This window comes from Paractinoplanes toevensis (assembly GCF_018332695.1).
GTDB lineage: Bacteria > Actinomycetota > Actinomycetes > Mycobacteriales > Micromonosporaceae > Actinoplanes > Actinoplanes toevensis.
Window position 1 is genome coordinate 1 of record NZ_BOQN01000150.1, and the last position, 23159, is coordinate 23159.

General features: G+C 68.8%; 21 protein-coding genes. 9 read left to right on the top strand and 12 right to left on the bottom strand.

Annotated features, from left to right (window positions below):
* Positions 1-48: 48 nt before the first annotated feature.
* Complete coding sequence (locus Ato02nite_RS46650; protein ID WP_213013178.1) at positions 49-549, bottom strand: inorganic diphosphatase; 501 nt, start codon at positions 547-549, stop codon at positions 49-51.
* 1071 nt (positions 550-1620) lie between these two features.
* Here Ato02nite_RS46650 and dacB point away from each other — a divergent pair.
* From dacB to folE, 6 genes are all read left to right on the top strand, one after another.
* Positions 1621-2994 (top strand): D-alanyl-D-alanine carboxypeptidase/D-alanyl-D-alanine endopeptidase, encoded by a 1374-nt coding sequence (dacB, locus tag Ato02nite_RS46655; protein ID WP_246608157.1) that lies wholly within the window; start codon positions 1621-1623, stop codon positions 2992-2994.
* A gap of 51 nt (positions 2995-3045) precedes the next feature.
* Positions 3046-4107 carry a zinc-dependent metalloprotease gene (locus Ato02nite_RS46660; protein WP_213013180.1) on the top strand — a complete coding sequence of 354 codons (1062 nt, stop codon included), beginning with the start codon at positions 3046-3048 and terminating at the stop codon, positions 4105-4107.
* Positions 4108-5076, top strand: a complete 969-nt coding sequence (tilS, locus tag Ato02nite_RS46665) for a tRNA lysidine(34) synthetase TilS (RefSeq protein WP_213013181.1) — start codon at positions 4108-4110, stop codon at positions 5074-5076.
* Between the two features lie 136 nt (positions 5077-5212).
* Positions 5213-5788, top strand: a complete 576-nt coding sequence (gene hpt / locus Ato02nite_RS46670; RefSeq protein WP_213013182.1) for a hypoxanthine phosphoribosyltransferase — start codon at positions 5213-5215, stop codon at positions 5786-5788.
* Between the two features lie 248 nt (positions 5789-6036).
* On the top strand, positions 6037-8049 hold the full coding sequence (gene ftsH, locus Ato02nite_RS46675) for an ATP-dependent zinc metalloprotease FtsH (protein WP_213013183.1): 2013 nt from the start codon (positions 6037-6039) through the stop codon (positions 8047-8049).
* Complete coding sequence (folE, locus tag Ato02nite_RS46680) at positions 8046-8693, top strand: GTP cyclohydrolase I FolE (RefSeq protein WP_213013213.1); 648 nt, start codon at positions 8046-8048, stop codon at positions 8691-8693. Before ftsH ends, folE begins: the two co-directional genes overlap by 4 nt.
* Here folE and Ato02nite_RS46685 read toward each other — a convergent pair.
* The gene (locus Ato02nite_RS46685; protein ID WP_213013184.1) at positions 8690-9112 is read right to left on the bottom strand and encodes a carboxymuconolactone decarboxylase family protein; all 423 of its coding nucleotides are present in this window, start codon (positions 9110-9112) and stop codon (positions 8690-8692) included. The two genes, folE and Ato02nite_RS46685, sit on opposite strands and share 4 nt — an antisense overlap.
* A 65-nt stretch (positions 9113-9177) precedes the next feature.
* Between Ato02nite_RS46685 and Ato02nite_RS46690 the strand changes: the two genes are divergently transcribed.
* On the top strand, positions 9178-9645 hold the full coding sequence (locus Ato02nite_RS46690) for a MarR family winged helix-turn-helix transcriptional regulator (RefSeq protein WP_213013185.1): 468 nt from the start codon (positions 9178-9180) through the stop codon (positions 9643-9645).
* A gap of 10 nt (positions 9646-9655) precedes the next feature.
* Positions 9656-10060: a RidA family protein gene (locus Ato02nite_RS46695; RefSeq protein ID WP_246608158.1), complete on the top strand. Its 405-nt coding sequence runs from the start codon at positions 9656-9658 to the stop codon at positions 10058-10060.
* 473 nt (positions 10061-10533) lie between these two features.
* Here the strand turns inward: Ato02nite_RS46695 and Ato02nite_RS46700 are convergent, their stop codons facing one another.
* The 3 genes from Ato02nite_RS46700 to Ato02nite_RS46710 are packed head-to-tail and all read right to left on the bottom strand — an operon-like array spanning position 10534 to position 14067.
* Positions 10534-10794 (bottom strand): hypothetical protein, encoded by a 261-nt coding sequence (locus tag Ato02nite_RS46700; protein ID WP_213013187.1) that lies wholly within the window; start codon positions 10792-10794, stop codon positions 10534-10536.
* A gap of 10 nt (positions 10795-10804) precedes the next feature.
* The gene (locus Ato02nite_RS46705) at positions 10805-11485 is read right to left on the bottom strand and encodes a hypothetical protein (RefSeq protein WP_213013188.1); all 681 of its coding nucleotides are present in this window, start codon (positions 11483-11485) and stop codon (positions 10805-10807) included.
* Entirely contained in the window at positions 11482-14067 is a 2586-nt protein-coding gene (locus tag Ato02nite_RS46710; RefSeq protein WP_246608159.1) for an FtsK/SpoIIIE domain-containing protein, read from the bottom strand. The genes Ato02nite_RS46705 and Ato02nite_RS46710 overlap by 4 nt, the downstream gene beginning before the upstream one ends.
* Before the next feature lie 138 nt (positions 14068-14205).
* On the opposite strand from Ato02nite_RS46710, the gene Ato02nite_RS46715 reads away from it, so the two are divergent.
* Positions 14206-14790 (top strand): hypothetical protein, encoded by a 585-nt coding sequence (locus Ato02nite_RS46715; protein ID WP_246608160.1) that lies wholly within the window; start codon positions 14206-14208, stop codon positions 14788-14790.
* On the opposite strand, the gene Ato02nite_RS46720 is transcribed toward Ato02nite_RS46715, so the two are convergent.
* From Ato02nite_RS46720 to Ato02nite_RS46750, 7 genes are read right to left on the bottom strand one after another with little or no spacing between them, the layout of a single operon-like run.
* Positions 14791-15396, bottom strand: a complete 606-nt coding sequence (locus tag Ato02nite_RS46720; protein WP_213013189.1) for a hypothetical protein — start codon at positions 15394-15396, stop codon at positions 14791-14793. It abuts the gene before it with no gap.
* The gene (locus tag Ato02nite_RS46725) at positions 15393-16508 is read right to left on the bottom strand and encodes a M23 family metallopeptidase (protein WP_213013190.1); all 1116 of its coding nucleotides are present in this window, start codon (positions 16506-16508) and stop codon (positions 15393-15395) included. Before Ato02nite_RS46725 ends, Ato02nite_RS46720 begins: the two co-directional genes overlap by 4 nt.
* Entirely contained in the window at positions 16505-17050 is a 546-nt protein-coding gene (locus tag Ato02nite_RS46730; RefSeq protein ID WP_213013191.1) for a hypothetical protein, read from the bottom strand. Before Ato02nite_RS46730 ends, Ato02nite_RS46725 begins: the two co-directional genes overlap by 4 nt.
* Positions 17051-17055: 5 nt before the next feature.
* Complete coding sequence (locus Ato02nite_RS46735) at positions 17056-19038, bottom strand: DMT family transporter (protein ID WP_213013192.1); 1983 nt, start codon at positions 19036-19038, stop codon at positions 17056-17058.
* Between the two features lies 1 nt (position 19039).
* On the bottom strand, positions 19040-22336 hold the full coding sequence (locus tag Ato02nite_RS46740; protein WP_213013193.1) for an ATP-binding protein: 3297 nt from the start codon (positions 22334-22336) through the stop codon (positions 19040-19042).
* A 34-nt stretch (positions 22337-22370) separates the two neighbouring features.
* On the bottom strand, positions 22371-22733 hold the full coding sequence (locus Ato02nite_RS46745; protein ID WP_213013194.1) for a hypothetical protein: 363 nt from the start codon (positions 22731-22733) through the stop codon (positions 22371-22373).
* 1 nt (position 22734) lies between these two features.
* A complete protein-coding gene (locus tag Ato02nite_RS46750) occupies positions 22735-23007 on the bottom strand; it encodes a hypothetical protein (RefSeq protein WP_213013195.1) in 273 nt (90 codons plus the stop codon).
* Positions 23008-23159 lie beyond the last annotated feature (152 nt).

Sequence of the window (23159 nt, forward strand, 5' to 3'; positions counted from 1 at the left end):
GCGTTTCCGGAAATAGTCGGATCGGCGGGTCCGGGAGCGGACCGATCGTCAGTGCGCGTCGTGCTCTTCGGCCGCCTCGGCGCGCTTGAACGAAGCCCGGATCTCTTCTTCGGCCTCGACCCGGCCGGTCCAGGTCGCACCCTCGACCGACTTGCCCGGCTCCAGGTCCTTGTAGACCGTGAAGAAGTGCTGGATCTCCATCCGGTCGAACTCGCCCAGGTGGTGGATGTCCCGCAGGTGCTCCTGACGGGGGTCCTCGAAGGGCACGCAGAGGACCTTGTCGTCCCGGCCCTTCTCGTCGCTCATCCGGAACATGCCGATCGCCCGCGCCCGGACCAGGCAGCCCGGGAACGTCGGCTCCTGAATCAGGACCAGGGCATCCAGCGGGTCACCGTCCTGACCGAGGGTGCCCTCGATGAAGCCGTAGTCCGCCGGGTACTGCGTCGCCGTGAAGAGGGTCCGGTCGAGCCGGATCCGGCCGGTCTTGTGGTCGACCTCGTACTTGTTCCGCTGGCCCTTGGGGATCTCAACCAGAACGTCGAAATCCATAGTTAGCTCCCTTGACTCGCCCACCGAAAAATGCCGGTCACGATCGCGGGAACCACGGCGGAAATATCAATGCCCACCGGATCCGCGCGCAACGATGTGCCGGATGTCGCTAGTCTCCCCTAAGTCTTGCGCAGCGGTAGAGGAGGGGCGCGTGGGGAGGCAAGATTCACACAACGAGCCCGCTCGCGACAGCGCTCCCGAGCCGCATCATGCCTCCGGCAACGGTAACCCACCCGCCCGCCGCCGGAGCGACGCTTCCGTATCTTCGGGCGCTCGGCATCGCCCGCCCGGCCGGAATGCCGGGCCGACCGGCCCCGAGCCGCGTGGTGGGCGGACGGGGCGAGGGTGAGCTCGATGGATTCCCCGCAAGAACCACGCGACGGTACGAAACGGGCGGAAGATCGACAGGTGCAACCCCAGAACCCGGGCGACGGCGACCGGCCGGACCCGACCGCACAGAACCCTGGGCAGGCCCGGCCGCCGGAACGCGGCGGGTCAGAAATCGGACAGCCGCCGCGACCTGAGCAGGCCGGTCGTGCCCGAGCGCCGGGCGGCGTCCTGACGCCGTGGGGACTGCGGAGGCCCAGCGGCGAGACCGAGCCGGGGAACGACCGGGCCACCGCCGCGCCGGATCCGGGGAACACACAGCCGCGCGGCGTCCAGACGCCATGGGGCCTACGGCGACCCGACGACGCCCCGGCTCCGGTCGCGCCACCAACTCCGGTCGCGCCGCAAGCTCCAGTAGCGCCGCAAGCTCCGGTTGGCCCGCAAGCCTTGGCCGGCCCGGCGGCGCCGGTTGGCCCGCCAGCTCCTGCTAGCCCGCCAGCTCCGGATGAGCCTCGGCCCCTGGTGGGCCCTCAAACTCCGGATGCGGCTCAGCCCCTGGTTGGCCCTCAGGCTCCGGGTGCCGGTCGCGCCGAGGGGCCGGAGGCGGCGCCGGTGGGCGCCGGGGCAGCGGAGCCGGCGGTTCGGGATGCGGGGCCGGGCCGAGCGGGCGCTACGGCCGTTCCCGGCGACGGAGGCCGCCCTGAGCAGGCGGGGGCTGGTCATGCCCGTACCAAAAAGAAGCGGATGCTGATCTCCCTGGTCTCCGCCGGGCTGGTTTTGTTTTTCGGTCTGGTGTTTTTGGTGGTGGTGAAGCCTGGGCCGGTCAAGAACGTGCTCGGCGGGACGGCCACTACCAGCTCGACGGTTACGGCGGATCCGACGCCTTCGGCGGTGCTGGCGGCCGCCACCGAGAGTGGGGTGGCGCCGGATGCGGCCAAGGTCAAGGCTGCGCTGGATCCGCTGGTCAGCTCGGCGGCGCTCGGTAGCGAGGTGCATGTGTCGGTGGTCGACGTGGCCAGCTCGGATGTGCTCTATGCGCGGTTGGCCGACGTTCCGTCCACACCGGCTTCCACCACCAAGCTGCTGACCGCGGCCACCGCGCTGGCGGCCCGTGGGCCGGCCTATCGGATCAGCACCACGGCGGTCGCGGGGAGTGCCTCGGGCGAGGTCGTGCTGGTGGGCGGCGGGGATCCGACGCTGTCGGTGAACGCCAAGGCGCTGTTTCCGGGGGCGGCTCGGCTCGATGAGCTGGCGGCGCAGGTCAAGACGGCGCTCGGCGGGGTCAAGCCGACCCGGGTGACGGTGGATACGTCCTTGTTCAGCGGGCCGGAGACGGCGACCGGATGGGCTTCCGACGACATCGCGCCGCTCGGGCAGGTGGCGCGGGTCCAGTCGTTGATGACCGACGGTGGGCGGGTCAAGCCGGTGCACAACGAGCACGGTGGCGACCCGCGCTTTCCGGATCCGGCGATCGCGGCCGGTCAGTCGTTCGCGAAGCTGCTCGGAGTCCCGACCGCCACGGTCAAGCGGGGGAAGGCGCCGGCCGGAGCCGCGGCCCTGGGCGAGGTGCGGTCGCCGCCGTTGGTGCAGATCACCGACTGGATGCTGGCGCAGAGCGACAACGCGGTCGCCGAGGTCGTGGCGCGGCAGGTTGCCCTGGCCGCCGGCCGGCCGGCCAGCTTCGACGGGGCCACCGACGCGATCATCGCGAAGCTCAAGGAGTTCGGGCTGCCGGGCGACGAGGCCGACCTGTACGACGGGAGTGGGCTGTCCCGGAACAACGGGATCAGTCCGACCCTGCTCACCGGGCTGCTGGCGCTCGCCGCCCGTGGGGACCAGCCGGCCACCACCGGGATCTTCAGTGGGCTGCCGGTCGCGGGCTGGTCGGGAACGCTCGACGAGCGGTTCGCCCGGCCGAAGGCCAACCAGGTGGCCCGGGGGATCGTGCGGGCCAAGACCGGCACGCTCAGCGGGGTCAACACCATGGCGGGACAGCTGACCACCGCGGACGGCCGGCTGCTGGCCTTCGCGATCATGGCGAGCGGGTCGGCGAGTGCGACCACGGCCAAGGCGGCCCTGGACAGGGTGCCGGCCCGGCTCGTGATCTGCGGTTGTTGAGTCAGGGTTTCACCGGAGTTCGGGGTGGAGATCCGCGGGTACGGTGGGTGCATGGCGCAGTTCGTAGATTGGGATCTGGCCGCCGCTACCGCGGGCGCGCTGTCTAAATCCGGCCCCGCGGTCTCCTACGACGACGCGATGCAGGTGGTGTCCGAGCTGCGCGCGCTCACCGACGAGGCGGCCGGTCACGTGACCGCTTACACCGGTCTCGCGCCGCAGGTCGAGGTGCCGCCGGTGCGGGTGGTCGACCGTAAGGACTGGGCCGCCGTCAACATCTCCGGCCTCAAACAGGTGATCATTCCGCTGGTCAGCCGGCTCTCCGGCGACAAGCCGCCGGGTGGGTTGGCCGACGCGATCGGCTCCCGGGTGACCGGGGTGCAGGCCGGCACGATCCTGGCCTATCTGTCCGGCCGGGTCCTCGGGCAATACGAGGTGTTCTCCGGTAACCCGGGCCAGCTGCTGCTCAACGCGCCCAACATCGTCGAGGTCGAGCGCAAGCTCGGCGCCGATTCGCGCGACTTCCGGCTGTGGGTCTGCCTGCACGAGGTCACCCACCGGGTCCAGTTCACGGCGGTGCCGTGGATGCGCGGCTACTTCCTCGGTGAGGTGCAGGCGTTCGTCGACGCGTCGCAGAGCGGCGAGCACATCCTCGAGCGGCTACGCCGCGGCGTGGCCACCATGTCCGAGGCGCTGCGCGACCCGGAGAGCCGTGCCTCGGTCATCGACATCGTGCAGACCCCCGCGCAGAAAGCCGTGCTCGACCGCCTCACCGCCCTGATGACGCTGCTCGAGGGGCACGCCGAGTTCGTGATGGACGGCGTCGGCCCCGAGGTGATCCCCTCGGTCGAGTCGATCCGGTCCAAGTTCAACCGCCGCCGCGAAAGCGGCAACCCGCTGGAGAAGGCCATCCGGCGCCTGCTCGGCATCGAGGTCAAGATGCGGCAGTACGCCGAGGGCCGCAAGTTCGTGCACGGTGTCGTCGAGCGGGTCGGCATGGAGGGCTTCAACAAGGTCTTCGACTCGCCGCTCACCCTGCCGCGCCTCGACGAGCTCGGTGACCCGGACGCCTGGGTGGCCCGGGTGCACGGGCCGCAGCCGGCGATCGGCGGGTAGGTGGCCCGCATCCCGCCGTCGGTGGCGGCGGTGCGGCAGGCCGTCCGGCGGGCGCTACCGCCGGGCCTGGTGCTCGTCGCCTGCTCGGGCGGGGCGGATTCGCTGGCGCTGGCCGCGGCGGCCCGGTTCGTCGGCGCCTCGGTGGGGCTCGTGACCGTCGATCACGGGCTGCAGGAGGGGTCGGATCGGCGGGCCCTGGACGTGGCCGCCTGGGCTCGGGAAGCCGGGTTCGCGCCGGTCGAGGTCGCTACCGTCTCGGTGGCGGGGCTCTCCGGCGGGCCGGAGGCGGCGGCTCGCACCGCGCGCTATTCGGCGTTGTCGGCCGTGGCGGCGCGGGTGGGGGCGTCGGCGGTGCTGCTCGGGCACACCCGCGACGATCAGGCCGAGACCGTGTTGCTGGCTCTCGCGCGGGGATCCGGGGTGCGCGGGCTGTCGGGGATGCCGCGGGAGAAGGGGATTTTCCTGCGGCCGCTGCTGGACGTCGGGCGGGCGGACACTCGTAAGGCCTGCGCGGCGCTGGGGCTGGTGCCCTGGGAGGACCCGCACAACTCCGATCCGGCCTTTGCTCGGTCTCGGGTGCGTGGGGCGGCTCTTCCGGCGCTGGTGGAGGCGCTCGGGCCGGCGGTGGTGGCCAATCTGGCCCGGTCGGCGGAGCAGATCGCGGCGGACAGTTCGGCCTTGGACGCGATGGCGGCGGCTGCGTTGCGTCAGGCGTACGCCGCAAGCGAGCACGAGTCGGGTGATGAGCTCGACATTTCCGATTTATCGGGTTTAGTGGTTGCGATTCGGACTCGGGTGCTGCATGCGTGGGCCAAGGAGCTCGGGGCGTCGGGGGCCGCGCTGTCGCATCGGCATGTCGCGGCGCTCGATGCGCTCGTCACCGACTGGCACGGGCAGGGGGAAGTACACCTTCCCGGGGGGATTCGGGTGGCTCGCGTGCGCGGACAACTCGTTCGGGTGGCCGACTGACCTGTGAGAACTGTCACTCACGGTGTCCGATTCCCCGGCCAAGAGGGGCGGAACGGGCACTTTTCCTCGGTTTCCCGCCTATCGGACCGCTGACCCGTTCGACGATCGGCAACCTTGATGCGGCAGTCTTAGCCCCATGGCTGACGGCTCCTGGTACGACGCCGACATCGATCACGTGATCATTTCCGAGGAGCAGATCCGGGAAAAGACCGCCGAGCTGGCGAAGCAGGTCTCCGCCGACCATGCCGACGCCGACGGGGGCATCCTGCTGGTCTGCGTGCTGAAGGGCGCGGTCATGTTCATGGCCGATTTCGCCCGGGCGCTCGGCAACCACGGGCCGTCCACCGAGATGGAGTTCATGGCGGTCTCCTCCTACGGGCAGGGGACGACCTCCTCCGGGGTGGTGCGCATCCTCAAGGACCTGGACCGCGACATCACCGGCCGGCATGTGGTCATCGTCGAGGACATCGTCGATTCCGGTCTGACCCTGTCCTGGCTGATGAAGTACCTGCAGTCGCGGCAGCCGGCCAGCGTCGAGGTGGTGGCGCTGTTCCGCAAGCCGGACGCGGTGAAGGTGCAGGTTCCGGTGAAGTACGTGGGCTTCGACATCCCGAACGAGTTCGTGGTCGGTTACGGTCTGGACTTCGCCGAGCGCTACCGTGAGCTGCCGTACGTCGGGGTCTTGAAGCCCGAGGTCTACGCCCGTAGCTGAACACTTTCTCAGCGTCTTCTCAGAATTCGTCTTTATGGGTGGATTTGGCAGGAAAGCACGCTGAACGGACGGGTGCTTCCGGGTGTCCGGCCACCGGGCTCACGGGTTCGCGGGCGGCACCCACGGTGTACGGTCGAGTGACCGATGGCGCAGTGTCACTAGCGTCGGAGGGGCCGCCCTAGGGCGGCGACGTTGAGGTGACCAGACGCCGATCAGGAGGGTCCGGGCGCTCGCCGCCCGACAACAGCATGGAGCGTACGCGTTTCTTCCGCCGCCCGGTGGTCTGGATCATTCTGGTGATCATCGGCGTTATCGCGCTGAGCTCGTTCTTCACCAGTGGTCCGAGCTACCAGCGCGTCGAGACATCGGTGGCGCTGGCGCGCCTGAACCAACCGGGTATCGAGAAGGTCGTCCTGAAGGACAAGGAGCAGACGCTCCAGATCGATCTCGCCAGTCCCGAGAAGTTCGACGGCAAGACCACCGACAAGATCGATACTCAGTACCCCTACCAGGTCACCGACCAGGTCTGGGAGGCCGTCGAGCAGGCGGGGACGGCCGGTCGCATCACGGGCAAGTACAACGCCACCGTGTCCGGCGACAACATCCTCTTCAGCCTGCTGATCAACCTGCTGCCGATCGCCATTCTGGTGATCCTGCTGCTGCTGTTCATGTCGCAGATGCAGGGTGGCGGCTCGCGGGTGCTCAACTTCGGCAAGTCCAAAGCGAAGATGATCACCAAGGACACCCCGAAGACGACGTTCGCCGATGTGGCGGGCGCCGACGAGGCGGTCCAGGAGCTCTACGAGATCAAGGACTTCCTGCAGAACCCGGCGAAGTACCAGGCTCTCGGCGCCAAGATCCCGAAGGGTGTGCTGCTGTTCGGCTCCCCCGGTACGGGCAAGACGCTGCTGGCCCGGGCCGTCGCCGGTGAGGCCGGGGTGCCGTTCTATTCGATCTCCGGCTCCGACTTCGTCGAGATGTTCGTCGGCGTCGGTGCGAGCCGCGTCCGCGACCTGTTCGAGCAGGCCAAGGCAAACGCGCCGGCCATCGTCTTCGTCGACGAGATCGACGCGGTCGGCCGGCACCGCGGTGCCGGCATGGGCGGCGGCCACGACGAGCGCGAGCAGACGCTCAACCAGCTGCTGGTCGAGATGGACGGCTTCGACACCAAGGGCGGCGTGATCCTGATCGCGGCCACCAACCGGCCCGACATCCTCGACCCGGCGCTGCTGCGCCCGGGCCGCTTCGACCGGCAGATCCCGGTGGACAACCCCGACATGGAGGGCCGCAAGGCGATCCTGCGGGTGCACGCCAAGGGCAAGCCGTTCACGCCCGACGTCGATCTCGACGCGGTCGCTCGCCGGACGCCGGGCTTCTCCGGTGCCGACCTGGCCAACGTGATCAACGAGGCGGCGCTGCTGACCGCTCGTAACGAGAAGCGGGCCATCTCGAACTACTTCCTTGAGGAGTCGATCGACCGGGTCATCGCCGGCCCCGAGCGGCGCACCCGGGCGATGAGCGACAACGAGAAGAAGATCACCGCCTACCACGAGGGCGGCCACGCCCTGGTGGCGTACGCGCTGCCGCATTCGGCGCCGGTGCACAAGGTGACCATCCTTCCGCGCGGTCGCTCGCTCGGGCACACGCTGGTGCTGCCGACCGAGGACAAGTACACCCAGACCCGGGCCGAGATGATCGACACCCTGGCGTACGCGCTGGGTGGCCGGGCCGCCGAGGAACTCGTCTTCCACGAGCCCACCACCGGTGCCGGCAACGACATCGAAAAGGCGTCCGGCCTGGCCCGTGCCATGGTCACGCAGTACGGCATGAGCTCCAAGCTCGGCGCCGTCAAGTACGGCACCAGCGGGGACGAGCCGTTCATGGGCCGCAACATGGGCCACGAGCGGGACTACTCCGACTCGGTCGCCGCCGACATCGACGCCGAGGTGCGCGCGCTCATCGAGCTGGCGCACGACGAGGCGTGGGAGATCCTGGTCGAGTACCGCGACGTGCTCGACAGCATGGTCCTCGAGCTGATGGAGAAGGAAACCATCACCCGCGAGGACATGGACCGGATCTGCGAGCGCGTGGTCAAGCGCCCGCCGATGTCACCGTTCAACGGGTTCGGCAAACGGCTGCCCTCCGAGGCGCCGCCGGTCGTCACCCCGGCCGAGCGGGAGAAGCTGAAGGCACAGGCCGAGGCGGACGGGCAGATCGCGGTCGGCCCGAACCCGAACGGCACGGTGGAAGGCAGCAACTGATCTCCGACGACGACGAGCTCGACTATCTCGCCGCACGCCTGGTCGACGGCAAGCTCACCGGTTCCCCGGTGGAGCAGGCCGTCGACCTGGCTCGGATCGAGAAAGCGGTCCGGGAAATCCTCATCGCTATCGGTGAGAACCCGGACCGCGACGGTCTCCAGCGCACCCCGGCCCGGGTCGCCCGCGCCTACGCCGAGCTCTTCGCCGGCCTGCGGGTCGACCCGGCGAAGGTCCTCACCACGACGTTCGAGGCCGACCACGAGGAGTTCGTGCTGGTCCGCGACATCGAGGTGATGAGCATGTGCGAGCACCACCTGCTGCCGTTCAAGGGCGTCGCGCACGTCGGCTACATCCCCGGCCCGCACGGCCGGATCACCGGGCTGTCGAAGCTGGCCCGGCTCGTCGAGGTCTACGCCCGCCGCCCGCAGGTGCAGGAGCGGCTCACCTCGCAGATAGCCGATCTGCTGCTGGAAAAGCTCGAGGCGCGCGGCGTGATCGCGGTGCTCGAGTGCGAGCACCTCTGCATGGAGATGCGCGGCATCCGCAAGGTCGGCGCCCGCACGGTGACGAGTGCGGTTCGCGGCGCCTTCCAGACCGACGGTAAGGTCCGCGCCGAGGCGATGGCGTTGATAAACGCTCGTTAGGCCCTGACCAGGCGATTCGCCAGGGTCGACATCGTGTAGGTGCCGATGCCGAGCACGACCTCAAGGGCATTGCGGCGCGTGTACCCGGCTTTCTCGAACTCCTCGATCTCCTCCTCGGGGACTTCGCCGGCGGTTGCGATGACTCGCAGCGTGAACTGCCGCAGGGCCTCTCGCCTTTCATCCGTTAAGGCTTCCCCTTTTCGCAGTGGCAAGATCATTTCGGCGCCACCGGGGATCTCGCGGAGGCGGCCGGTGTGCATGGCGATGCAGACCCGGCAGTCGTTGCGGACGGCGATCGTCATGACCACCACCTCCCGGCTGAGCGGGTCCAGTGTGCTGCTCTCGAAGAGCTTGCTGGCCTGCAGGAAGCCGTTGAGCATCTCGGGTGATTCGGACAGCAGGGCGATGACTCGTTCCATGGTTCACTCCGTTAGGATCGACAACGTGGTTGTCCAAACCGTAAACCAGGTTGTCGAGTTTGCCAATGCCTGACGCCGACCCGCCGGGCTGGGAACTGCCGCTGCTGCTCTTCGCCGGCTTCCGCACCCTCATCGACCAACTGCACGCGTCGCTGGCCGCCCGCGGGCACCCGGACGTGCGGCCGGTGCACGGGTTCGCCATGCAGGCGATCGGGGTCCACGGGGCCAGCATCAGCGAGATCGGGCGGCGGCTCGGTGTCTCCAAGCAGGCCGCCGGGAAGACCGTCGACCGGCTGGCCGCGCTCGGCTACGTCGAACGCGTCGACGACCCCCGGGACGCCCGCAGCAAGCTGGTTCGGCTCACCCCGCGCGGACTCGACTCGCTGCGCCTGGCGGCGGAGATCTTCGAGGCCCTGCGCGCCGACTGGGTCGCACAGCTCGGCGCCGAGCGGGTGCGGTCGCTGGAGTCGTCCCTGCGCACCGTCGTCCCGGCCGCCGGATATCCGGTCGATGTGCCCGGCTGGTTCGGGTGATACTGCGCCGGTGCTGCACAAATTCAACCCGCCCGGTGTGCACGACCCGGCCGGCTACAGCCACGTGACCATCTCGGATCCGGCCGACGGGCGGCTCGCGCACCTCGCCGGTCAGTGCCCGCTCGACCTCGACGGCGCCGTCGTGGGTGCACCCGGCGACTACGACGCGCAGACCGACCAGGTCATCGCCAACTGCCTGACCGTGCTCGCGGCCGCCGGCGCGACACCTTCGGACGTGGTCCGCTCGGTCATCTACGTGGTCAGCGCGGACAGCGACGTGCTCGCCGCCGTCTGGGATCGCCTCAACGCTTCGCCGCTCGCGCCCGCCTTCACCTCAGCCAGCACGCTGCTCGGGGTGACCGCGCTCGGCTACCGCGGGCAGCTCGTCGAGGTCGATCTAACAGCCGCCATCTAGACACCTTTCGAGGTCAGGGTCGCGAGATTCAAACCTTTTCCGGTACGGGCAACCCCGTCAACAACCGCAACCACCCCCGACCGCCGCCACCGCGCGACCAGCCTGCAACACCGGCACGTGCCGCGCCTCTCGCGCGACTACGCCTTGCCCCGCTCACCCCTACCCACCGCCCTGCCCGGCGGGGTCCGGTGGGTATCCGGCCCACGGTGACACGGCCGATGCCTGCCGCGGCGCCCGCCATCGCAGACCTTGCGGACTTACCGCTCTGTCCGCACGGCAAGTCCACAAGATCGGGCGTAGCCCGGGGCGGGCCGGGCCCGCCCGCAGCGGGCGCGCGGAGGGTGAGATGCACCGGCCGGGACCGCGTGCCACGGGACTGAGCCGGCCCGTACGGAAAAGATTTGAAAGCGCGAGGAAAGCTGGGGCTGGAATCCCGTCCCGTCCGTGCTGGAAACGGCGGGACCCCGAAATCTCTAGATCACTGTGCGGAACGTGTCGGCGTCGTGCATCGCGGCCCGGGTCAGCTGGGCCGCCTCGTCCAGGCGCAGGCGGGCCTGCTCCAACTGGGCGATCGCCGACGCCACCGATGGGTGGAACGAACCCACCGCGGTCATCCGCAGCAGCGCCAGAGCGTCCTCCAGCTGGTCGGTCACCTGCTGAATGCTGTTCGCCGCCCGGCCGGCGCCATCGACCGACGCGGCCACATGCGCCTTGACCTCTTCAACGTTCGCCATCCGGTGCTCCCTATCGGAAGAAGGCCAGCAGGCCCACGCCCATGCAGGTCAGCAACACCGGCGTGAGACAGGTGATCGCACCCAGGATCGGGGTGCGGTCGACCGGCGTGGGGCCGCCGCCGTACACGAAGCCGATCGTCACCCAGCCCAGGCCGAACGCCAGCACCGGCATGCTCAGCCCGCACAACAGAGCGTAGGTCGGCACCGAACCCTGCGGCGCCACCAGGTACAGCACGATCTGCACGATCAGCACGGCCGCCGCGAACGGGCCGTAGACCAGCAGATTGCGGACCCACGGCCGGAGCGGACGCGCCGAACCCGGACCGATGATGGTGGCGTCCGCGGCGTCGGCGGTCTGCCGCGCCTGCTGCAACGCCGCGAGCACCGCGGTCGGGCCCCCGGCCAGGGACTGTGTCGCCGCCTCCAGCTCGGCCGGCCGCGGAATCAGCTCACTCTCCGGCACTCCGAAATCGCGGATCATCCGCGCGTGCTGGGGGGCGAGCCGTGCCCGTACGGTCGAAAGCTCCTGTCTTGCGGCCGTAGCCGCCGCCTGCTGCTCGCCCGCGGCCGCGCTCGCGGCCCGGCGGACCGCATCCAGACGTTGTGCCGCGGCCAGGTAGTCATCCCAGGGGCCGGGCGCCTGAGTCGTCTGCTGGGGGATCCCGTCGGTTGCCTGCTGCTGATCCGTCATAGCTCGTCGCTCTCCGGTTGCAAGAACGGCACCACCGTGACGGTGCGGTCGGCGTGGCGGTCGTGCAGCAGCGCGCGGTTCGGCCGCGGATGCCAGTCGATCGGGCGGCCCAGCATCAGGGCCACATCGGACTGCGGAACGTTCAGGAACAGCAGACCCGCGACGTCCTCCCGGCCGGCGCTGCCGCCGGTCTCCTCGGTGAACCGGCGCAGACCCCGCCACCAGGACAGCAGATGCACCCCGCGGCCCGGCCCCTCGCGCAGCAGCTGACGCAGGCCCGGCAGGCTGCCCGGACTCGCCGCGTCCATCCCGAACACCACCCGGTAGCCGGGACGCTCCAGGTCGAGCTCGGCGGCCAGGCCGGCCGCGTCGACCAGCGTCACCTCCTGCCGGGGCGCGATCTCGGCGGCCAGTCGCTCGGCCAGCTGGTCACCCTCGGCGACCAGCGACGCGATCACGAACCGGGTCGTCCGCGGCGGGTGGAACGCGGCCACACTGCGCGCTGCCGCGTCGAGCACCTCCGAACCCGACGCCTGCGAACCGAAGATCGCCAGGTGCCGGCCCGGCGACGAGTCCAGCGGGAACGCGGCCGTCGACAGGTTCACGTCGATCACCCGGCCCACCAGCGCGGCCGGGCGAGCCGCCCGGCCGGCCAGCGCCGCCCGGTAGGTCGGGTCGTCGGCCAGATGCTGGTGCGCGTAACCCGCGAAGATGCGCGGCGGCACCGCCTCCGGGTCGCGGGCGCCCCACAGCTTGTGCCGCAGCTGGCTGAGCACCTCGCGGTCCGCGTGCGGATCGGGGAAACGCACCACCCGCTCATGACCCCGGGTCGCGCCGCGCGGGCCGCCCAGGCCGCCCGCCGTGTTGACCACCGCGGTGCCCAGGGGCAGTCCCGCCGCGGCATCGTTGGTCGGCTCCAGCACGTCGCCACCGCCCGGCAGAGCGATCCGCACCGGGAACTGACCGAAGATCGAATCACGCTTCGCGTAGAGCGCCTCGACGCCCAGCACGGTCTGACTGGCCAAGATCAAATGAATACCGTACGACCGGCCCTTGCGCGCCAGCGACTCCAGCAGGCCCACCGCCTCGGTGGCGATCGGATCGTTGCCGGCCAGCAACACCTGGAACTCGTCGATGACACAGAGGACCCGCGGCATCGGGCGCTGCTGCCCCTCCTCCGCCGCCACCTGCCGCAGGTCGGCGAACCGGGTCACGCCCGCCCTCTTGTACGCCACCGAACGGCGGGTCATCTCCGCGTCCAGCTCGCGCAGGACGGCCAAGCCGTACTCCCGGTCGGACTCCACACCCACCGCGCGGGCATGCGGCAGCCAGGTGCGGTCCCGCCGGGTCGGCACGAACTCGGCGAACGACACACCCTCCTTGAAGTCCAGGAGGTAGAGCGCCATCTCGGCCGGGCTGTACCGCGCACCCAACCCGTACAGCACGTTGATCAGGAACGCCGTCTTGCCGGCCCCCGACCGGCCACCCACCAGCCAGTGCGGCGTCAGGTCGTTGAAGCGCAACACCAGCGGGGTGTCCCCGTCATGACCCACCACCGTGCCCAGGCCGTCGGCCGCTTCACCCTTCGCGATCTCGTCCGGCTCCGGCAGCAGATCGGACAGGCTCACCTGGGTGGCCGCCGCCGAATGCGCGGCCAACTCGCGACAGACCGCGTCGACCAGGTGCGGCGGCGGATCATCATCGAGAAAAACTCGCGCATTCAACCACTGCGCCTCCGGCGCCGACCCGAAGGTCGCGCCCGGCGGATCACCGATCACCGCGTATGGGTTACGGACCGAGACCATCGTCGTCCGCGGAAGAGGGGGTTGCGTCGTCTCGGCCGTCAGCGGCGGCGGAGGCCAGCCCGCCACGATCAGGTGCAGACCCGAATCGGGACCCTGCTGAGCCAACGCCGCGATCCGGCGCAACTCCTCACCCTCGGTCAGCTCCGGCAGACTCGCGATGACCACCAGCATCATCCGGTCCCGCCGACTGCGCCGCGGCAGCGCACCCCGGCCTGGCCGCAGCCACTTGTCGGCTTCGGCCAGCACATCCCGCAGCCCCTGCCGATCGGTGGCCGGCGGCTCCATCAACCCGGCGTCGGCCAGATCGGCGAACGGCGCGAACACCGCACCGCCACCCACCCCATCCACCGCCCGGACCAGCAACGACCCCGGCGGCGCGGCCGCCAGCAGCCGCAACAGCAGACACCGAAGCAGCCCGAACACCCGCGCATCGGTCGCACTGGCATCGATCGTCAGATGGCCCGTGCCCAACAACGGGATGATCGCCGGGAAACGCGCATCGTCGAGCGGCTGCGCCACCCCCAACCGCACGAACTGCGGCGGGTAGACCCCGCCCAGCGGCGTGTTGGCCGACTGGGCATCCAACGGCGACCCCAACCAGCCCGGCGCCAGCACCGCAGCCGCCGCCCGCAACTGCTCGGCCAGCGAATGCTGCTCCAGCGGGTCAGCCGCCGGCGCGGCCTCCGACTCCAGCGCGGCCGCCGCCGCCTCGGCGGTAGCAACCGCCTGCCGGTGCAGGGCAGCAGCCTGCTGGACCCGCAATCCCGAATCCGCCACTGCCCTCACCTCCTGTGTGCGGATAAAACCTATCCCAGAGTGGGGCTGGTATCGCGTAGCAGGTTGCGCGGCGCGGTCATTCACGGTCTTGGGCGGTGTGCGACGGTTCGGGTGACGGGAGGCACTACTGTCGTATGTGTGCAGCCGCAGGAGCCCGTCGCCGGACCCACATCGCAGCCGCCGCAGCCGCCTCAGGCGCGGGGGCCGATGCCGGTTTCGGGGGCCGGGGCGGTGCTGCCGCCGCCGGTCGGAGTGCCGGGGAAGCGACCCAACCGGCGTGGGCGGTTGATCCTGGCGATGGTGGCGGGGGTTATCGGGCTGCTCTGCCTCGGCGGGGTGGGCGTGTTCGTCTCCCTCTACGACGAGGCCACCGAAATCAAGCGAAGCGCCCCCGACGCAGTCGTGGACAACTTCTTGGGTGCCTATCTGGTGAATCGGGATGACAACGAGGCCGAACTCTACGAGTGCAAGTCAGGCGGGGATTTGGCGGAGCTCGAAGCTTATCGAGCCGACATCATCGATCGAGAGAAGATCCACTCGGTCGGAATCACCGTCAGTTGGGGCAGCTTCGATGTGTCGACCAACGGCGCGCAGGGCACTGTAAGCACGGACCTCACCAAGGGGACATCAAACGGCAACGAGCGGATCACCAAGCCGTGGCGGTTCGACGTCGTTGACCAAGACGGCTGGCGGGTCTGTGGCGCGACCCAAACAGTGCCCTAGCTACTCAACCCACAACAGGTGGATTGGTACCTCAAGGGTCCGAGGAGCCTTTCCGCTCCAGCCCCAGCGATACCAATCAAGCTCTGCAGCTACTCGAGCGCAAATGTCGCCGACATCATTGGTATGAAGTTCTGTCACTGCCCGCATGTCGCGGCGTTCCCCGCCGTCCTCGAGAAGCTCAACGACGCGTCGACCCGTGATGGATCCCGCCTCAAGCGCGGCGACGGCTGCTTTCCGTGGTGGCTCGTCGAGAGATACAAGACGAGTGGTTAGGCCCTTATCTAGCGACAGAGCACCCGCAAGTCCAACCTCCTCGACCCACACCCGCTCGATGGGTACCAGCGGTGCAAAGACCTCCGTCTGTTCGGCCTCGGCGCGGTACCACTCGGATTCTGGCATTACCGGCACATAGGTCCGGCTTCCCTGAATCACTTTCTCGTCAGCCCGCAGGTCGGCCCGCCAGCCATGGCCAGGCAAACCGATGAGCACCCTTCGCCCACGAAGTTGCCCGCTCATGCTTGCAGGCGTAGGGACAATCGATCGAGGTGGATCAAGAGACCAGTCCGGGTGCCCCGTGAACGGGTCGGGTATCGACTCGCCCGTCATCCGTCGCCCCCCAGTGGTGCGCCCTGTTCTCGCATGAACGGCACCGGGTCGATGGCGCCGGCGCTGGACCGATCGTTGTTGAGGTGCACCTCGAAGTGCAGGTGCGGCCCGGAGGAGTTGCCGCTCGTGCCGACCCGGCCGAGAACATCGCCGGCCGCGACCTCCTGGCCCTCCTTGACGAAGGGGCGCTGCACCATGTGGCAGTACCGGGTCATGATGTTACCGGCGCTCTGGATCTCGACCATCCAACCGCAACCACCCTTACCCGGGTAACCATCGACATTGCAGGTCTGCCGGCCGCTGTGGTCCTCGTCGCACTTCACCTTCGAGACGATGCCGCTCGCGGCGGCGTGGATCGGCGTGTACCTGCCGGCGATCAGGTCGACGCCCTGGTGCGACGGCCGGCTCGCGGTGCGGAAACCGGAGCCGACCGCCGCCTTGACCGGACTGGTCCAGCCGGAGGCGGCGATCTGCCCGGACGCGGTACAGACCATGCTGATCGAACTACCGACCGCGGCGGCCGCGCCGTCCGCGAGCGTGTTCACGATCTGGGTGGCCAGTGGTTCGTGCTTGGCGTAGGCGTCGGGATACGCGCTGATCTGCACGCGCTGCGCCGCCTCAGTGAGTGGCATGGTCTCCCAGCCGGCGATCGTCTTGAGCTTGTCGTAGAACTTCGTACTCGCGTACACCGGGTCCATGATCTGCGCCGGCGTTCCCCAGCCGGCACTGGGTCGCTGCTGGAAGAGGCCGAGTGAGTCGTGGTCGTTCCGGGAGCCGAGATTGCCGAGGTTGCTGAGCCGGGACTCCTGCATCGCGGTGGCGATCGCGATGACCCAGGCTCGTGGTGGCAGCTTCAGATCGGAGCCGACGTTGATGATGATTGCCGCGTTCCGGATCTGCGCCGCCCCATAGGGCCGGACCCGTGGCAGCTTGGAATCCGGATCTACCGGGCCGCCCTTGCCACAGCCGAGCGAGGCGTTCAGCTTCTTCGTGCCATCGTCGTTGAGCCCCCCGAGTAGGACGGCGGTGACGCCCCCGCCGCAGCAGAGCAGGGCGAGCGTCGCGACCAGCGCGACGAGCAGGACTATCTTTCGTGGCCGCGGGACATTCATGACCCGTCCCAGTCGATGCCGTCGACGAGCCAATGTCCGTCCGGCGCGACCAGTCGCAGGTTGAGCTTGCCGGAATCCATCGTCACGACAGCGTTCACCACGGTCGCGCTGACCGGCACCAGGCTGGGGCGGCCGATCACCCGCTCGGCCGGGACCCCGGCCGGGTCGACGCCGTCGAGTTCACCGGCCAGATTCTTGGTGGCATTGGGCAGCAGGCGATCGCGCCAGTTCTTGGGGGTGACGCTCTTGTGGTTGCACCAGGCCGAGGCGAAGGCATACGCGACCGTCTCGGGCTGGGCCCGGCCCGGAATCGTCGATGGGCTCGGCGGCGGATCCGTGTCGATGATGCTGTCGTCGTCGCTGGGATCGATGCTGATCGCCGGCGCTGGCGACGCACTGCCCAGCGACGGCGAGTTGGGGTCACCATCGGCGAACAACCGGCCGATGCCGATCACGGCCGCGATGATCGCGACGATCACCAGAGCGACGCCCCAGCGGGAACGGAATATGCGGTTGAGGCCGAGTTCGAGTATCCGGGGCATGCCGATCACTTAGCCTCGGTGCGCACCCGCGGAGTGGCCGGTTCCCGAGTGGTGTTTCCGGTCTCCGGTCGGTAGATCGCGTAAGACGCAGGCTGCTCGGACACGTCGGGTTCACTCCAGGAGGCTGCGCGCCGTGGGCGGCCCGGGCCGGCCGGCTTCTGACTCGGTGCGTCGCCCGAGGTGGTCGGTGCGTTCTCGCGCTCCGACTCCTTGCCGTCCGGCCGGATCTGGGCCGGGACCACTTCTCGGCCGCCGGTACGCGACGGCTCCAGTTCCCTCCGGTTGGCCGCATGCGACGGGTCCTCGAGGCGCGCCTCCGGGCGAAGGTTGCCTTGGTCCACGTAGACGGTCCGGCCGTTCTTGCCCATGGTCGGTTCTCGGGTGCCCCCAGCATCGGCGATGTCGAGCTTCGCGGCCTCGCGCATGTCCCGGAAGAACCGCCGATGCCACGACCCAGCCGAGACGATGGCCCGCGTGCCGTCCTTGCCACCCAGTTGGGTGATCCGACGATAAGGACGCAGTAGCAGCCAACCAACGACGCCGCAGAGCCAAACAAGAACAACTTGCAGCCATCCGGCCAGGCTGGCCGTGTTCATGATCAGGTCGACTGCAAAAAGATAGATCGCCGCGCCGGTGCCAAAGATCGCAATATTGAAAATTGCGGCCACGACCGCATTGCCCAGCCGTCGAATTCCGGCACTTGCGGGACGTAGAAGTCCGACAGTGCCGAGGATGGGTGCAGCGATTACTGCCCATCGGAAGATCAAGAAGCCAAGGAGGACCAGAACCGATGCGGTAAGATCAAACATCGCGAACAGGACGGCGGCCAGCATGGCGATAAAACCAGCGCCGATCCGGTCCATGCCGTTGACGCCCTGAAGATATTCGTAGGCCTCGGGGTCTTCTTGTTTGACCTGTTCGGCGACTTTTTCCCACTGAGCTTTTTTGCGATCTAGTGTGCCATCACGGGTTTCTGGGTTGGCGCGAATTCTCTCCACCTCGGCCCAGGAGAGCGAGCGGGCGTCGTAGAGCGCACGTCCGTACTTCTTCGCAGTTTCGCTGTCCGCAGATCCGAGAAGGCCGCGTAGCCAGTTACGGTAGAGCATGGTCTCGGTGGCCGTGTCGCTCGCGCGGACCGCGGGGGGCCTGTTGTCCTGACACGCCTCTGGGTCGCCGAGAACACAATTGTTGGCATCGGAATTTTCTGGCCGCGGTCCAACCGCGTCGTGCACTACGCCCAGCGTGGTGATCAAGCTCTGGTCTGCAAGATTTGCCGATCGTACCGGCCAAGCGGCAATAGCCGTGACAGCAACCATGACCAAAATTGCCCAACCGGCAGTGGTCGTTGCAGCGCCCATGTCCGCCTGACGCGATCGCCAGAGTAGGTAGAGGCCGACAATCGCCAGCGTAATTACACCGAAAACGCTGAAGACCTTTTGGTATACGGCCTTCGTGGCCTGATCTACCAGAGGATCGGCCCAGCCCCACAAGGTTTGTGGATCCCACGCGCGCTCTCGTAGAGCGTTCGAGGCGCCAATGACCGAGGTGGCAATCATAAATTCGCCATTGGCGACAGTTGTTTCGAATTTATAATCTGGATCTATAAGAGTCGACGCGCAGCCGCTATCCAAGTCATAGGTGGTGTAGGCGTAGCCTGCATATCCGTATTGGCTGTAAATCCCCTGTGTGCCCTGTGCCGATGCCGACTCTGGCTGCTCGGCGAACCAACCCGCTAGGCCGGAATCCGGTGTGCTGGGAGTCGGAGGCAGAAGACATTGGGCACGGCTGGCGCTCACATCGGCCAGACGACTAACGCAAGATCGGAAATCCTTCTGCCACTCCTCCGTGCTGCAAGCGCCACCCGGCGCTCGCAGCACCCCGCCGCCGATGGCTGCCCCCGCAGGCGTGGGCGCCGCCACGGCCCAAACGATCGACGCCACCACCGTGACGAACATCGTCATGGCCAGCGCCAACGCCCGCCGCACCATCTCAAGCCTCCAGGTCGGACGGCAACATCGGAATCGCCGAGGGCGCCGCCTTGGCCGCCGTAGGCGTCGTATCCAGGTGCTCCAGCAGACCTTCAACGTACGACACGTCGACACGTACTTTCTGGACGCGTCCATCGACGTCGCGCATCACGAACTCGCGGAATCCGAGCCGGTTCGACGACGAGGTGTCTACCTGGGATAGGGAAGCCAGCGTCGCTTCGTACCCGTCGTGGACCGGCACCCGGAGGAGGCGTAGTGCTTCCGAGGCGATCTCCTGGTCTTCGGCGATTCGGCCGACGAAGACGGTGGAGACGAGGTTTTGCACGTCCAGGCCGAGGATGTCGCGCGGGTTCTGCGAGGCGACCAGGGCCGCGAGGTTCCACTTCCGGGAGTCGCGGGCGAGGCGGACGAGGAAGGAGCGGCCGGACCGCCAGCCTTCCATGAAGTGGGCTTCGTCCAGGCCGACCATCTTGCGGGAGCTCATCGAGCCGCCGTAGCAGCGGCGGACCGCGAGCCGGTGCGCGGTGTGCAGCATGGGCAGGGCGAGTGATTCTTCGGCCGACCAGTACTCGCGCTCGATCTTCAGGTCGGGCAGGCGGAGGCCGGCCATGGTGATGACGGTGAGGGCCGCGTCGGCGCCGAGCAGGTGCGCGGGTGGCGAGCCGAAGAAGAGCAGCGCCAGCGGCATCTCGGCGGTGTCGAGGAGCAGGTTGGCGAGTTCCTTGCCGTCGTCGTCGAGGCCCTGGAGGGTGCGGACGACGTCGTCGAGGGTGGAGGTCTCCTCGGCGGGCACCTGGCGGACGGCGTGCCGGAGCAGGGTCGCGGTGGAGGCTTCCTTGGCGACCTGCGGCGGCACCAGCATCGAGCAGATGTCCTGGACGAGCATGCGGCGCTCGGCGCGGGCGTTGGAGACGGCGATCTCGAACTCGCGGTCGCCGCCGGGGCCGGTGGCGAACTCGGAGCGGACGGGGGTGGGGATCAGCGCGTACGGCGCGAGGGTGCCCTGTTCGGAACCGGTCAGATTGAGCACCCGGGAGTACGGCTTCAACTCGGGCATGGAGCACAGCCGGGCGAGCGGCCCGGACGGGTCGAGCAGGGTGACCTGGACGCCGCGCCGGGCGTTCAGGTAGCCCAGCGCGCCCATGAGCGTCGACTTGCCACCGCCGGGCTCGGCCACGAACACCCCGAGGCCGGAGCGTTCCCGTACCTCCATCGGGAAGTGCAGGTCGAGGAAGACGGGACGCCGGCAGGTCCCGGACGTGCGCCCGATGAGGTCTCCCCGTCGGTCGCCGACGGTCGATGCCGCCTGCGGCACGGCCGCGGCCAGCAGTTTGACCGGCATCCGCCGGACGTAGCCGGTGTTGGCGATGGGCTCGCCGGGGATGAATTCGCGGGCGAGCTGATCCTGGTTCTTCGGGTGCTGCAGGGAGATCCGCAGTTCCCGGGAGTAGAGCTGGATGAGCCGGCGAGCCCGTTCGAGGCATTCCTCGCGGGTGGCGCCGCTGACCGCGATCCGGTGCCAGCCGTGCGCGCGGGCCGACTCGACCGGGAGGCCGGTGGTCATCTCGTCGCCGATGACGAGGGCGCGCTTGGCCAGGCGTTCCAGCTCGGGCGGCGCGTCGATGCCGTGCTCGGCGTAGTCGAGCTGCTGGGACCGGATCATCCGGAGCCGGTGCTCGAGGTTCTTGAAGGAGCTGCCGGAGCCGAGGATGTCGATCCGCGAGGAGATCTCCATGGGCCAGGGCAGTCGCTCGTGGAAGTGCAGCCAGGGCTCGTGCTTCTCGGGGATCTCGAGGGGTTCCATCCGGCCGACGGAGAGGACGGCGACGTGCCGTTCCTCGCCGGTCATCCGGTTGACCAGCTTGACCGTGGAGCCGTAGGGCGTGCGGTAGCGCTCGACCTGTTCGGTGAGGGCGAGCAGGTCGCCGGTCTCCCACTGCCCGTTGGTGATCGGCGAGAGCATCGTGGGCGGTGCCATGCCCAGCGCCACCGAGCGGTAGAGCAGCCATTCCAGCTCGGCTGGGTTGACCCGGCGCCCGCGCATTCCGAACGCGCTGAGCACCTCGTCGAACTGCTCGACGGTGCGCCCGAGCTTGCGGCGCTCGCCGTCGGTGGTGCCGCGCCCGAAGACCCGCATGATCCGTTCGGCGAACGTGTCACCGAGGGACCGCCGCGCGAACGTCACCCCGAGGTAGGTCTGCCCTTCGGCGTGGTTGACCGAGAGCAGGTGCCGCTGGGCGGCCACGAGATGGTCCGACCAGGAGGTGCCGCCGCGCACGTCGGGCAGCGGTTTCGCGGTGAACGAGTCGACCGTGCGGGCCCATTCGTCGGCCGGGAAGGGCCGGTTGGTGCGGCGCAGGTGCAGCCGGAAGCCGGCCAGGCCGGCGTACTGCTCGGAGATGGCCGACAGCAGCGCCTCGCGTTCGGCGTCGGGCCGGAAGGCCCAGCGCACCTCGGGCAGCGAATACCAGGCCGTCACCGTGCTCTGGGTGAAGGTCAGATGGCCGGCGATCTCGCTGATCGCGAGCTCCATCGCCGGATCGCGATCACCGAACTTGATCTTGTTGGGCCGCAGCGGCGCGGCCTTGATTTCCTTCTGCTTCTTCGGCTTCGCCGGAACCGGCGCCTTTTCCCTGCGCTTGGCGGGTGGTGGCGCTGCTTCGGCGGGTACGGGCAGGTCCGGCTCGGCCTGCGGAGCGTACGGCTGGACCTCCGCACCGCGATTGCCGACCGTCTGCCACAGTGGCGTCGGCGGCTCCGGAGCGGGCGCGGGCACCGGCACCGGTGGCGCGCTGGTTACCGGGGTGTTGGCCGGCCAGTCGTCGACGTCGGGCCAGGCGCCGTCACCCTCCTGATAGAAATCTGCCTTCGGCCCGGCGGGTGCCCGGTTGTAGGGCCCGCTGTCCACCGCGGGCGGAGCCGGCGGCGGCACGGTCGGCAGAGCCTGCGAGACCGGCGGGGTCGGCGAATCGAAGTCGAAGTCGAAGTCGGGGTCGGCGGCTTCCGGAGGAGTGGCCGGCGCCGGGGCGGCGGAGATCGGGGGTGCCGTCCCGCCGAAGAGGTCCAGGAACGGCGAATCGATGTCCAGGCTGGTGTCGACGGCACCGCCGCGCGGCCGGACCGGCTGAGGCGCCTGGAAGACACCGACCGCGCCGTGTCCCGGCGCGGCGACAAGCTCTTCGGGGTTGCCCTCCGCCGAATCTGGCGAAGAGTAGTGGTCCGAGCGCACACCGTTACTCTGCCTGCCCGGCGTGTTGGCATCCGCCCGGGGCTGCCCGTGCGGTGAGGGTCCGGTCATGCGCCAACCCCGACTAGGCGTACGGCAAAACTGGTCATACCAGCTCCTCCCGAACCCGGATGCGAGTGGCGACAAGTCTCGGATCACGCTGCTCGACGGCCGGTTCGCGGGTGCGGCGCCAGTCGGTGAGCGCGGTCTTGATTACCAGCCGGGCCGGCCGGTCCGGGTCGACATGCCGGAACACGTAGGACGTGCTGACCATGGCGAGGGCGATCTCCCACGCCGGGAACGGGTCGAAGTCGAACGTGAGCAGGTAGTGCAGGAACATGAAGACCGGAACCAGCAGCACGAACATGCCGTACTGCGCGTACGGCAGGTGGATGGGCAGCGTGTATCCGGGCGGACCCAGATAGACCAAGCGCGCCCGATAGATGTCGTCGTCGGTACGGAGCCGCATCTCAGCTGAAGATCAGGTCGATGAGGTAGTCGCCGACGAAGAACAATGTGGCCGCACCGGCGATGAAGGCCAGGCCGACGATGGCGATGGCCGAGCTGGTGAGCACCTTGGATATTTCGCCTCGGCTGGCGCGTCCGATGAAGATCACGCCGAGGACCGCCAGCAGGATGGGTGCGATGTTGCTGGCGAAGAAGGTGACGATCCCTTGGGTGTTGATGCCCTTGGGCTCGGCGGCCAGCGTCGCGACGTGCGCGGCGAGCTCTGTGGCGATCATTGGTAAACCTCCCCGCGTCCGGTTTGGGGGATCCGGACACGCTGCAGTTGTGAAGCCGCACGGCGACGCCCATATCGTGCTACTTCCAGCTCACCGCGTCGAGTGAGCCGTTCGGGCACTGCCATGCTCGTCTGCTCTCTTCGGTTCGTTCA